Source organism: Longicatena caecimuris (assembly GCF_004341945.1).
GTDB classification, from domain to species: domain Bacteria; phylum Bacillota_I; class Bacilli_A; order Erysipelotrichales; family Erysipelotrichaceae; genus Longicatena; species Longicatena caecimuris.
In genome coordinates this window covers 32,797-45,439 of record NZ_SMBP01000015.1, presented here as the reverse complement: position 1 = coordinate 45,439, position 12,643 = coordinate 32,797, and the positions used below count along the sequence as shown (strand labels likewise).

10 protein-coding genes are annotated in these 12,643 nt (G+C 38.3%); all 10 read right to left on the bottom strand.

Features of this window, described 5'->3' with window-relative positions; genetic code table 11:
• Nucleotides 1-35: 35 nt before the first annotated feature.
• The gene (locus EDD61_RS09335) at nt 36-1,097 is read right to left on the bottom strand and encodes an SIS domain-containing protein (protein ID WP_008690440.1); all 1,062 of its coding nucleotides are present in this window, start codon (nt 1,095-1,097) and stop codon (nt 36-38) included.
• 37 nt (nt 1,098-1,134) lie between these two features.
• Nucleotides 1,135-1,956, bottom strand: coding sequence for a PTS system mannose/fructose/sorbose family transporter subunit IID (locus EDD61_RS09330; RefSeq protein WP_132225123.1), 822 nt, complete (start codon nt 1,954-1,956; stop codon nt 1,135-1,137).
• The gene (locus EDD61_RS09325; RefSeq protein WP_008690438.1) at nt 1,949-2,743 is read right to left on the bottom strand and encodes a PTS mannose/fructose/sorbose/N-acetylgalactosamine transporter subunit IIC; all 795 of its coding nucleotides are present in this window, start codon (nt 2,741-2,743) and stop codon (nt 1,949-1,951) included. Before EDD61_RS09325 ends, EDD61_RS09330 begins: the two co-directional genes overlap by 8 nt.
• Nucleotides 2,740-3,231 (bottom strand): PTS sugar transporter subunit IIB, encoded by a 492-nt coding sequence (locus tag EDD61_RS09320; protein ID WP_008690437.1) that lies wholly within the window; start codon nt 3,229-3,231, stop codon nt 2,740-2,742. Before EDD61_RS09320 ends, EDD61_RS09325 begins: the two co-directional genes overlap by 4 nt.
• The gene (locus EDD61_RS09315) at nt 3,225-3,659 is read right to left on the bottom strand and encodes a PTS sugar transporter subunit IIA (protein ID WP_008690436.1); all 435 of its coding nucleotides are present in this window, start codon (nt 3,657-3,659) and stop codon (nt 3,225-3,227) included. Before EDD61_RS09315 ends, EDD61_RS09320 begins: the two co-directional genes overlap by 7 nt.
• Before the next feature lie 152 nt (nt 3,660-3,811).
• Entirely contained in the window at nt 3,812-6,715 is a 2,904-nt protein-coding gene (locus EDD61_RS09310) for a sigma 54-interacting transcriptional regulator (RefSeq protein ID WP_243642714.1), read from the bottom strand.
• Nucleotides 6,716-6,925: 210 nt separating this feature from the next.
• Nucleotides 6,926-8,437 carry an IMP dehydrogenase gene (locus EDD61_RS09305; RefSeq protein ID WP_020990927.1) on the bottom strand — a complete coding sequence of 504 codons (1,512 nt, stop codon included), beginning with the start codon at nt 8,435-8,437 and terminating at the stop codon, nt 6,926-6,928.
• A 252-nt stretch (nt 8,438-8,689) separates the two neighbouring features.
• Entirely contained in the window at nt 8,690-10,129 is a 1,440-nt protein-coding gene (gene glgA / locus EDD61_RS09300) for a glycogen synthase GlgA (RefSeq protein WP_008690432.1), read from the bottom strand.
• Nucleotides 10,129-11,244, bottom strand: a complete 1,116-nt coding sequence (glgD, locus tag EDD61_RS09295; protein ID WP_132225121.1) for a glucose-1-phosphate adenylyltransferase subunit GlgD — start codon at nt 11,242-11,244, stop codon at nt 10,129-10,131. Before glgD ends, glgA begins: the two co-directional genes overlap by 1 nt.
• Nucleotide 11,245: 1 nt before the next feature.
• Nucleotides 11,246-12,382 carry a glucose-1-phosphate adenylyltransferase gene (locus tag EDD61_RS09290; RefSeq protein ID WP_117547883.1) on the bottom strand — a complete coding sequence of 379 codons (1,137 nt, stop codon included), beginning with the start codon at nt 12,380-12,382 and terminating at the stop codon, nt 11,246-11,248.
• Nucleotides 12,383-12,643 lie beyond the last annotated feature (261 nt).

Below are 12,643 nucleotides of genomic sequence, written 5' to 3'. Positions count from 1 at the left end.
TTCTTTCACATCAGCATCCTTTGTATAATTATAACTTAATCATCATGTGTATTAAAGTAACCTGCTTCAGGTAATGGCCCAATCGTCTTAATATTGATACCATAGTCATAGGCAAGCCGCGCTGCTAAAATTTCTACTACCGGCGCATATTGTAAGAATACAAATGGTGTTTTTAAAGGTTCAAAAGCCAAATCACATGGATGTTTGCTGTCATTGCCAATTACGAAGGCATCGCCTACTTTGTCACGGACATAACGAATCAAACCTTTGGTAATATTTTCATTGTGGCCATCATCGAAAATGATGACTGCATGACGATTTGTATACCCCATGGTAGGTCCATGCATACCATCATCCATATCATAACCAACACATAAGAATCTTCTGGCAATCTCCAAAACCTTTAAAGCGCCTTCCAATGCTGTACCATATAATGTACCGGCACCATAGATAACAAATCCATCCTTATTCATCAGTTTCCATTTATTTCGATCAAACCATTCCATCGTTTTGTCACAGATTTCATGATGCATATCCGCCGCTTTTTGAGCATCTTCCAGATATTTTGCATACTCTGTTTCACTTAATGCCTGGCGCTTTAAGCCGATTTCCATGGCAATGATCATATGCGTAAATACAGACATACAGTAACCGATCGTTCGACAGCCAAATTCCTCATTATCTGTTTCCATCAGAACATGGCAGCCACTTTCTTTTGCCAAAGGTGTTTCGGCACTTTCTGTAATTGCTACTGTCGCATAACCAAGTTCTTTCATTTTACGCTGTGCGATATTTACCAAAGTAGAAGTACCACTTTGCGATGTGAAGATGTATAAACCATTTGGATTAAATACCCGTTTGGCTAAAAAGATGTTGGGCAATATTGCTGTAGAGGCAATGCCACTTGCAGTTTCCACAAACTCCTTAGAAGTTTGACAGGATGTATGGCTGGTTCCAGAGCCGATTAAGATAATTTCATTTATGGTGGATAAGCGATCACCTAAATAATCAAACATATCTTTTGTTAATGCTTTCCTTTCCTCTAAAACTTTACGTACGGGATTAGGAACACGACGAATTGTATCAATAAGATTCATTAGCTACTCCTCCTTTTGCTATTTCAGCACAATATTTTTAAAAGATACCAATATATTTTCCGACGATGCCAAGCACCATAATGATGGCAATCAATGTTGTCGGTTTGATGTTCTTGTTTAAGAACTTAAAACAAGCAAGGGTCAATAACAGTGGCAATAAACAAGGGAAAATGGTATCAATCATTTCCTGTATCTTTAATTCACTGCCATTCATGGTAAATACATAACCGATCTGTACGGAAACCATTGTCGCTGTCATTGCTCCTACGGTCATAAGTCCGACAATGCTGGCAGCTTTGGTGATAAAGCTCATGATACCACTTTCTTCAGCCTGCAACATAAATTTAGACCCCATCTTAAAGCCGACATAAGGCAATAAGATACGACATGGTTCTGCCAATAGATTAAATAAGACTAAGAATACAATGGGACCCAGAATATTGCCATCCTTGGCAAGACTTAAGCCGATTCCCATGGTAATCACACGCCATGTACTTTGAAAAATAGAATCTCCGATGCCGGCAAATGGTCCCATTAAGGATGTACGCACAGCTGCAATTGAAGCTTTATCAAACTCCTTATCCTTTGCTGCCTGCATTTCCATAGCCGTATTTAGTCCTGTGATGAACCCACCGACGACCGGGTTTGTATTAAAGAGTTCATAATGTCGTTTATAGCCTGCAATACGTTCTTCCTCAGTATCGTACATCTTATTGATGACAGGAATCATGGTCCATAAATATCCCATAGCTTGAAATTTTTCCCATGTATACACTGCATTAATTTGATGTGAACGTCTTGCTACTTTTGCCATTAATTTGCCATCTTCTTCATTCAAACCAAATTTCTCTCTAATCATCGAATAATTCCTCCTCTCCCTCATTTACTGTTGGAGATGTTTCACTTACCGTATGTCGTTTACTGAATTCACCCTCAAAGAATAAAACGATGACAATAATGACACCAAGTAAAGCGATTGACATCAAAGGCATACCACAATATGCTGCCATGATAAATCCTAAGAAGAAATAAACAGCAAGTTTCTTTTGCCACATCATCTTTAACAATAAACCAAAACCGACTGCACCTAGCATATTCGCTGCTACTCCCATGCCATCTAATAATGTTTGTGGTAAACTGTCGATAAAAGCACTCATGACATCAGCACCTAAGAAAACAGCAAGTCCACAGATGGTACCATTAAAGATTTCATAGGATATTGAAACTACTGGGAATATTCTTTGTAAAGCTTTCCAATTGCCTTTTTCTACTTGACGTTCCACATATGGTGTAAATAAAGAACGTATACCAATGCCTGGAACAAATAGCATTTGACAAACGATAGATGCCGGTACTGCTAAAGCAATTGCTGTTTCAATACCTTTACCAAGTATAATGGCATAAGCTGCCCCAACAGCTGTTCCATGAATGGAATCCGGTGGCACTGTGCCGCCGATTGCCATAACACCCATAAATACCAATTCCAATGAAGCCCCTACCTGTACTCCTGTTGTAATATCCCCTAAAGCGATACCCATTGCCGTACCGACAACAAGTGGTCGTGTGATCATCGGATTACATAACCAGACATCCAAGAAGTCCAGTAAACAAACAGTAACTCCGACAAGTAGTGCTTGAACGATCATACTTCAACCTCCTCCTCTCGTAAGTATTTATCGATACTGATTCTATGTTCCGTAGGAACCATACGTAATTCTACTTCATCAACTCGTTTGCGCAGTTTCATCAAATCATGTAAATCATCGTTGTCTAAACATACAGCAGCCGCTATCATCTTTCCTCCTTCCTTATTTTTGACTCCACCAATATTCACACGATGAATCTGATCTGTCATACTGACAAGTCGTAAGGTATCCTGAATAGTTCTTGTGATAAGAAAAATCTTGATCTTTGCTGCCTTTGGGTTGTTAAGAAGAGCAGCTGCTTCATCAATCGTCTTAACCGCCAGTTTCACACCAGCCGGTTTTGCCATCTTTAACGCAAGCTTGCTCATCTCATTTGTCGCAGCCTCATCATTGGCGATCAGAATTGCTTCCGGTGCCACTGCTCCAACCCAAGTCACAGCCACCTGTCCATGCAGGAGACGATCATCAATCCGACAAAGTTCTACCATAATTTTTCATCCTCGATTCCTTTATCAATCGCATTATGTACTCTTTGGTAAGTAAACAAAAGCATATTATCTTTTGCATTTTGAATTACCTGTAAAAGCTTTTCTTCGATATCCCCTGTTTCATTCGCCAGAATCAACTCTAAAACAATAGATAATGTCATGCCTGTCAATAGAAATACGTTAGGATAAACACAGAGATGCATCAGCTGATTATGAACACTGCCACCATAGATATCACACAGAATGATATATTCATGTGTGTTATCTTCGGCGATTTTTTTCTTCAACAGCTGATAAATATCTTGTGGCGAGTGATAGGTATCTAAACCATAAGCATCCACTCCTTCAATATCACCTACGATCATATTCGCAGCGCTTAGCATACCCTCGGCAAGTGAGCCATGAGAAGCTAATATTAAATTCTGCAATGTTTCTACCTCCCTTCTTGTTTTATGTCCTTCACCTATGATAAGCAAAAAGCGTGCCAACTTTATACAAAGTCACACGCTTATAACATTTCCCCGATGAATAGGAGAGATTTCATGGTTTAGAAAGTTTCTAAACAAATGCTGAGAAGGGATCATTCAATACTATCCCACAATTCGTTGACACTCTCGTCCACTTCTTTGACACTATCACGCTGAAAGATACATTCATAGATATAGCCGATTTCCGACACCGGTATTTTCACATTGTAATGCTGTTCCACATCATGGAATGCTTTTTTAACAATGCGTATAAATTCCGTTTGTGTTTTTTCAAAAGTTTCTAAATGTTCAAATTTCGTCACATTTTTATTAATAATCAAGCGTTCTATCAAACAGCTGATGTGAATATACAGTCCCAAAATGACACTGCTGCTTAATTTCATATGCAATTCTTTCTGAATTGTCTTAATAATTTTTTCTACACTGTCAATGATTTTATCACTATCTAAAATCGTTAAGTAACTCAACAGATTATCCATTGAGAAATTTTTGATCATATTTTCATTAAAAGTTTCAATCTGATCGGGCCGCATGATACTTTCAAACACGGAATTCGTCTTTTCCACACTTTTCTGTTCGATCATCTCTTCCAAAGAGATAAACGGCACATCAAAGATTTTAGGATCTTTCGTTCCGACTGTAAATAGGACATTATATTTTTCAAAAACCAATGATGTCGTTCCGGATTTCACTAATGAATCATAGTCATAGGGTATCATGGCGATCGATACGGTCTTAGGTAAAGAATCTTCCATTAGCTTACTGATTTTTTCAGCTGTGCCAATACCCGTTTCGCATACCGCTAAAATAGCATCTTGTTTTTTACGATTTTTTACAAATTCATACCGATATTGATTGCGATGACTCGCTTGCTTTAAGATTTCCTGAATCGGCATCTCTTCCAGTATCATACTGCCAATATCTAACGCTAATTTTGTTGTGACATTGTTGATGATACCAATATCCATACGCTTCATGCCTTCCATTTTTTGATGAATCGCTTCTAAAGACCCCATATCAACCATAACAATTACTTCATTATAATTTTCTTTCCCTTTGATGTATTCACCTAATTTTTTTACTGTATCATTAAAATCACTTTCAATCGGCATATCAATTGCATCAAATATCCGCTGTTTCAATAATTGATTTGCCACTTCTGCTATGCCGCTTGCTATCGCGTAGCCATGGGCAATGATAACAGCAGGTATTGGAGAAGCAACCATCTCACGGTTAAAATAACGGAAAAAGAGAAATAAATCTAAATAACCAAATGGACCCGGGGTAAAACTTAAGGCATCTGAGATGAGCTGCCAGATATCACCTATGACATTGTATTCATTTGTGTATTCATTATGGATACGATTTTGAAGTTCTTCAGCTTCCTTGCGATTCTGTATTTTCAGTTGATTAATTGAAGAAAGGCTTTGCATATAATCGTTTAGAAAATGTACGATCATTGAGATTTCGTTATTTGAAAATTTCTCTAAATCATATTTATGAATAACAATATTCATGATATTGGTCAATAGATGATTGATCATATCCAGCTTTGGAGAATGATAGGTATGCTCAGTAAATAAAGAATCGATATATTGTTCCAATTTCAGACAGCAGCTATCTAAATAAGCATTCAGATCTTTTTCATATGCATGCAACGTATGGAATTTGTGAATCAGATATGCATTAAAATTATATAAGCGACTATCTTTATGGATGCTCAAAAACATATCTTCACTGTGAATCATCGCGCGATCATCGTAATCATACAAGGTGACATCTTTTCCGGTACTTTCTAATAAATCACTTGATAAATCATATATATGCAAAGAGACATCATCCATATCCTTTTGATTTCGTAAGAATGCTTTGGCGACACTTGCGCGAATGACATTTTTCAATTCTCCGATATTTCCTGTAAACGTATGGCGTTCTAATGTACGGAAGACAAGGTCAGACATGGAAATTTTACGTTGAATATGTTTCTCTTCTTCTTGAATTAAAAACTGTAAAAGTTCCCGTTTTTCTTGAAGAGGGCGTTCTGCTAGCGAAGGCACTTTCACAATAAGCGGAATTCTTCTTAATAATGTTTTTAAGAGGACTTCATCCGGTTGTTCCGTGGTGGCAAAAATCAATCGTGCATTTGATACATACCAAGTATCATTATCCCCCACCATATGATATATGCCTTTATCCATAAAAAGAAAGATTTTTTCCTGACATTCCGGCTTTAACCCATGCACTTCATCCATAAACAAGATACCGCCATCCGCTAAAGCCAATAACCCTTGGGTATCTTTTTCCGCACCGGTATAAGACCCCTTCTTATAACCAAAAAGATTGGTCATCAACATCTCCGGATTGTTTGCATATTCACTACAATTCATCGTCATAAAACGGCTGTCTTTAGACAGTATTTCCATCTCAACCCCATATTGGTACATTAACTGTGCAATCAGGCTTTTCCCGGTTCCCGTCGGTCCTTGTAATAAGATGGGAAGACCATGCTCCGGATAGCTAATCGCTGCTTTGCATTGTTCCACCACATAGCTAAGACTATCATTTGCTCCGATTAGGTTATGAAATGCATGCTGCTGTTTTTTTTCTAATATGTTCTTTAAATCTTCAAGCGTTTCATACAACTCCGCTTTCAATATAACGCCAAAGCGGTTTTCTAAACTTTTTCGCCAGAAAAAATATACTGGACGCGTATTCGTTTTAATGACGAGACCCTTTTGTTGAAATTCACTCATATAATGAGAAATCAAATTGCGGCTGCATGCAAATTGCGCACTCAAAAAGGATGAGGTAAGGGTTTCTAATCTTTCTTCCTGCCAATGCAAATCCTTCTCTAATTGCTCGCATTCCACTTGTAAGGTTTCCTGTAATTTCTCCCGAATATCCTTATCATTCATACGTATATTCCTTTCTCCTAACGAAAAGGTTGTATTAAAAGCACCCCCAATATACATATCACGTATATATCTTTCTTGCATTATACCTCCTCTATATAACATATACAATGAGTTTTTAGATACCTTTTCTAGTAACCTTTACTTTTTCAAAAAATGAATCTTTTCTTTTCCTATTCATCGTGTGCAGAGCAGAAAGAAAAGACCACTTCTTGCAAACATATTGTCTGCATCAAAGTGATCTTTTTACCTAATTATCTTACATAGTTGATTATGCCAGAATATAACGTATGGTTATTTGACTTTAGCATCAATCGTATTATCCTTTACGACAACATCGTGTGCGCCGCCTTCTACGATAGATGTAGAAGATACAAGTGTAATTTTTGCTTTTTTCTGTAATTCAGGAATCGTCAAAGCACCGCAATTACACATGGTATGTTTTACCTTGCTTAACGTCAGATCGACATTATCCTTCAATGCTCCCGCATATGGAACATAAGAGTCAACACCTTCTACGAATGAAAGTTTCTTACTTCCTCCCATATCGTAACGCTGCCAGTTACGTGCTCTGGCACTGCCTTCACCCCAATATTCCTTCATATATGTACCATTGATGGTAACCTTCTTTGTCGGTGATTCTTCAAAACGAGAGAAATAACGACCTAACATCACGAAATCTGCTCCCATCGCCAATGCTAAGGTAATATGGTAATCGTGTACGATACCACCATCGCTACAAATAGGAATATAGATACCTGTTTCTTTATAATATTCATCACGTGCTTTCGCAACTTCAATCGTAGCTGTAGCCTGTCCGCGTCCAATACCTTTTTGTTCACGGGTAATACAGATACTACCTCCGCCGATACCGATTTTGATAAAATCGGCACCTGCTTCTGCTAAGAAACGGAAACCTTCAGCATCCACAACGTTTCCGGCACCGACTTTTACGCTGTCACCATAATGATCACGAATCCACTTTAAAGTGATTGCCTGCCATTCACTGAAGCCTTCACTTGAGTCAATACATAATACATCTGCACCTGCTTCTACCAAGGCAGGAACACGCTGTTCATAATCTCTGGTGTTAATACCGGCACCAACTAAATAACGTTTTTGGCTATCTAACAATTCATTTGGATGTTCTTTATGAGAATCATAGTCTTTACGGAATACGAATGCTTTTAAATGCTGTTCCTCATCAATGATCGGCAACTGATTCAGTTTATGTTCCCAAATTAAATCATTTGCTTCACTTAAAGTACAGCCATCTTTACCATAGATCAGCTTTTCAAATGGTGTCATGAATTCACTGACTTTCATTGCTGTATCCATACGAGAAATACGGTAATCACGGCTTGTGATAATGCCTACAAGTTTTCCTTCCGCCGTCCCATCTTCTGTTACGGCCATCGTCGCATGACCTGTTCTTTCCTTCAGATCCAATACATCCTGTAAGGTAGCATCCGGACGAATGTTGGAATCGCTGTAAACAAAACCTGCCTTCGTCATTTTTACACGCTTTACCATTGCGGCCTCATCTTCTACGCTCTGAGAACCATAGATAAAGGAGATTCCTCCTTCTCTAGCTAAAGCACATGCCATACGCTCCCCGGATACAGACTGCATGATGGCAGATACCATTGGGATATTTAACGATAATGCAGGTTCTTCCCCTTTTTTAAATTTTACAAGAGGTGTTTTCAATGAAACATTTACTGGGGTACAATCAGAGCTGGAATATCCAGGTACCAATAGGTACTCGCTGAAAGTACGAGAGGGTTCTTCAAAATAATACGCCATAGTTCACATCTCCTTTTCTACTCAACTTATAAACTTTCCCGATTTATAATTGATATTTTAATACATTATAATGATTATCTGTTTTGAAGTCAATATAGTTTTGAAAAGATTTTCATTACCAGAGGCAGATGGTAAAGTTCTACCTTTTCACTCTTTTCTAACATGTGGCACTCTTTAAGGAAATGGGGATGATTATTGAAACATCCATTCAATAGGAAAAGGACAGCACAAAGGCTGTCCTATATCTACAGGTTAAGGATGTAACTGGGCATATAACTGACAATAGGTTTCAGCACTCTTTTCCCAGCTGACATCTGTATTCATAGCATTGCGTACAAGAATCTTCCAATCCTCTGGACGGTTATAGTATACATCTATTGCATTATACATAACCTGCACCATTTCATCTGAATTATAGTTCGCAAAACTGAATCCATTTCCAGTCTTATCAAACTCATTATACGGAGTTACCGTATCCTTCAATCCACCTGTTTCACGTACTAATGGTAATGTTCCATAGCGCATGGAAATTAACTGTGAAATACCACATGGCTCAAACAGAGATGGCATGAGGAATAAATCACTTGCCGCATAAATACGGTGTGCTAAAGAATCACTGTATCCGTTATAGAATGCAATTTTACCTTTATTGCCTTCTTCTAGCTGACGCATTTTCTCTTCGATTCCGCTTTCCCCACTACCTAAGATGGCCACTTGAATTGGCATTGCACAGATTTCAGAAAGTTTTTCCATCATCAGATAAAAACCTTTTTGCCATGTCAGTCGAGATACTGCCCCAACCAACATCACATTAGGATCTACCGTAAGACCAAGTTCTTTCTGTAATGCCATCTTATTTTCTTTTTTCTCTTTCGCTACATTTACTTTATTGTAATGGTATGGTACATCCGGATCACTCATCGGATTCCACATTTCAATATCGATGCCATTGGTAATACCCCATAAATCATACTTACGAATGTTTAATACCATTTCCATATGTTCACCATACTGTGGTGTTAAGATTTCCTGTGAATACGTAGGTGATACCGTTGTTACTTTATCCGCATACAAGATACCCGATTTCATAAAGCTGATGCCACCGTCATAGCGGACATTGCCATTATCGAAAATACGATAATCTAAGCCTAAGCAACTATCCAGCATCTCAGGTCCGAAATTACCCTGGAATGCGAGATTATGAATCGTATAAACAAAGCGGATATTGCGATAACGCTCATCAAAGCTGTGCCCTTCTTTGCACATTGCCGGTAACATACCAGTGTGCCAATCATGACAATGCATGATTTCCGGGAAGTAATTCAGCTGATTCAACATTTCTAATACGGCTTTCTGGAAGTAAGCAAAACGCTCACCATCATCGATATAACCATACAAGCCATCACGTTCAAAGTATCCTTTATGTTCTACGAAATAAAATTTAACTTCTTTACGTGTTGTAGACCAAATATTCACAGGTACTTCATGATAAGCAATGGATACACTATATTGTGCCTCTAACTGCATTTCCTCATGAAACTTCTGTGCTATTTTTAAATACATAGGCATGATTACACGAACTTCATGTCCTTTTTTCACCAGCTCCTGAGGTAAGGAACCTACAACATCTGCCAGCCCTCCACTTTTAATAAAAGGAAGACCTTCTGATGCGACCATCAATATTCTTGCCATTAGATTTTATCATTCCTTTTCACGTACAGTGGCTGATCAGGATGTCCGATCAATTCTTTTTTACGAACGATTCTAGCCTTCTTATCCACTACTACATTTTCTATATGCACATCTTCTCCGATGATGGCACCAGGCAGGATAATACTGTTTTTGATAACAGCGCCTTTTTTGATGACAACACCACGTCCGATAACACTATTCGCAATGTCGCCTTCAACGATACAACCGTTGGAAACCATGCTGTTTTGAACGGTGACATCACTATAGTACTGCGTTGGACAGGAGTCATTTGTACGTGTATAGATTGGCCAGTCACTGTTAAACAAGTCCATTGCCTTATCGTAATCCAATAAATCAATATTCGCATTAAAGTAACTCTTGAAGTCGTTCACACATGCGACAAAACCACGGTGAGCCACACCACGAATATCCAATTCTGAACATTCTTCATTTACAATATCACGGAACCAATATAATGATGATATATTAGCCGCCTTTTTCACTAACGAAATGAACAAATCTTTACTCATGACGTAAGTTTCTAATGAAATTGTTTTGCTCTTCGAGTTCCCACGATTCTTTTCAATAGAAAGAACGCCTTTTTGTTTATTTAAATTCAATACATCACAGTTAATGAAAGCTTCTTTTGCGTTATCCACATTTTGATATAACATGGTAATATCTGCGCCGCTTTCAATATGTGCATCCAACAGATTTGAGAAATCCTGACGATAAATCATATGTGCAGGAGCAAGGATGACATATGGCTGATTTACATCTTCAATTGCCTGCATGTTAAACATATAGGAATTGATATCATTGTTATAGAAATCCACATCATCCATATTCTTTGCAGGCAGGATATGCAGTTTTCCACGTTTTGAGTTGATGTTGTAATGACGGCCGGTTCCCAGATGTTCAATCAAAGAACGAGGATTCGTCTTAACAAACACTTTGATGTGGTTAACACCACTATTACTCATATTAGAAATAGGAAAGTCAATCAGACGGTATCTTCCCAAAAAGGAGAATGCGGATACCGGGCGATAGTCTTCCATTCCTTTGACATTTACATTAGGTCCTTCATAATTTACGATTCCAAATGCATTGCACATATTACTCACCCCTCACTCTCTTACTGATCAGCTCAATATTTTCACTGTCAGGACTGCCGACAACAGCACCGGCATCTACCTTCACGCCTTCTGCGATAATCGCACGATGAATGATTGCACCTTCTCCGATTTCAACATTTGGCATTAGCACAGAGTCATTAACTTTCGCACCTTCCGCTACTTTTACGCTTGTGAAGAGGACAGAGTTATTAATTTCACCATTGATGACACAACCCTGATTAATATATGCATTATTAACTTTGCCTTTTGGTCCGATAAAGTGTGGAACCGTGGCAACATCTTCTGTATAAATCTTCCAATCCGGATCATTTAAATCTAATTCATTATTGGAACTTAACAAATCCATGTTTGCTTCCCATAAAGAATCAACAGTTCCAACATCTTTCCAATAGCCTTTGAATTGATATGCGTATAAACGCTTATTCTCATTCAACATCGCAGGAATAATATCTTTACCGAAGTCATGATTACTGTTAGGATCATCCATATCAGCAACCAACATTTTACGAAGTTGTTTCCAATTAAAGATGTAAATACCCATAGAAGCCAGGTTGCTCTTTGGCTTTTCTGGTTTTTCTTCAAATTCCACAATACGATCTGTTTCATCCGTATTCATGATACCAAAACGGCTTGCCTCTTTCATAGGAACCGGCAATACTGCAATTGTGGCATCTGCATCACATGCTTTATGGTGAGCCAGCATTTTAGAATAATCCATCTTATAAATATGGTCACCGGAAAGAATCAGAACATATTCCGGATTTTGCTGATCGATGAAATCAATGTTCTGTGAAATAGCATCGGCAGTACCGCGATATACATCAAAAGCAGCTCCGTCTTTTTCACGTGGAGGCAGCACGTATACTCCACTATCCTTTGCGTCCAGACCCCAACGCTGTCCAGCCGCCGCATATGAGTTCAGCAATACGCTTTCATATTGAGTCAGCACACCAACAACATTGATGTTAGAATTGGCACAGTTACTTAACGGGAAGTCGATAATTCGGTATTTCCCTCCAAAGTACACTGCAGGTTTTGCGATCTTTTTGGTTAAGGCATACAGTCGTGTACCTCGACCTCCGGCCAAGATCATAGCCAGCATGTTATTTTGTCTCATGTCGAAACCCCCCTTTAGGATTTACTATATATTAAGTATAAAGGCTTTTGCTTTAAATTTCCACCCTTTTTGTTAGAAAATTGAAGATTATGTATGCGTTTTCAACCTTTTTCGTGAAAATTCGTCATCAAGCAAAAACATGCAGCTTTGTCAAGAACCAATTTCCGTGCCTTTTTGCCAGCTCCTTGGCGAAATGGTCCTCTTCATTAACCGCATGTTCATTATATTAACGTATGTTGCAACATATGCCTATCAATTTCT

What these genes read in the sequence shown, in the direction of transcription:
- EDD61_RS09330 (WP_132225123.1), bottom strand. Translation starts at nt 1,956, where the DNA reads ATGATTAGAGAGAAATTTGGTTTGAATGAAGAAGATGGCAAATTAATG.
- glgA (WP_008690432.1), bottom strand. Translation starts at nt 10,129, where the DNA reads ATGGCAAGAATATTGATGGTCGCATCAGAAGGTCTTCCTTTTATTAAA.
- glgD (WP_132225121.1), bottom strand. Translation starts at nt 11,244, where the DNA reads ATGTGCAATGCATTTGGAATCGTAAATTATGAAGGACCTAATGTAAAT.
- EDD61_RS09310 (WP_243642714.1), bottom strand. Translation starts at nt 6,715, where the DNA reads ATGCAAGAAAGATATATACGTGATATGTATATTGGGGGTGCTTTTAAT.
- EDD61_RS09290 (WP_117547883.1), bottom strand. Translation starts at nt 12,382, where the DNA reads ATGAGACAAAATAACATGCTGGCTATGATCTTGGCCGGAGGTCGAGGT.
- EDD61_RS09320 (WP_008690437.1), bottom strand. Translation starts at nt 3,231, where the DNA reads ATGGTAGAACTTTGTCGGATTGATGATCGTCTCCTGCATGGACAGGTG.
- EDD61_RS09305 (WP_020990927.1), bottom strand. Translation starts at nt 8,437, where the DNA reads ATGGCGTATTATTTTGAAGAACCCTCTCGTACTTTCAGCGAGTACCTA.
- EDD61_RS09325 (WP_008690438.1), bottom strand. Translation starts at nt 2,743, where the DNA reads ATGATCGTTCAAGCACTACTTGTCGGAGTTACTGTTTGTTTACTGGAC.
- EDD61_RS09335 (WP_008690440.1), bottom strand. Translation starts at nt 1,097, where the DNA reads ATGAATCTTATTGATACAATTCGTCGTGTTCCTAATCCCGTACGTAAA.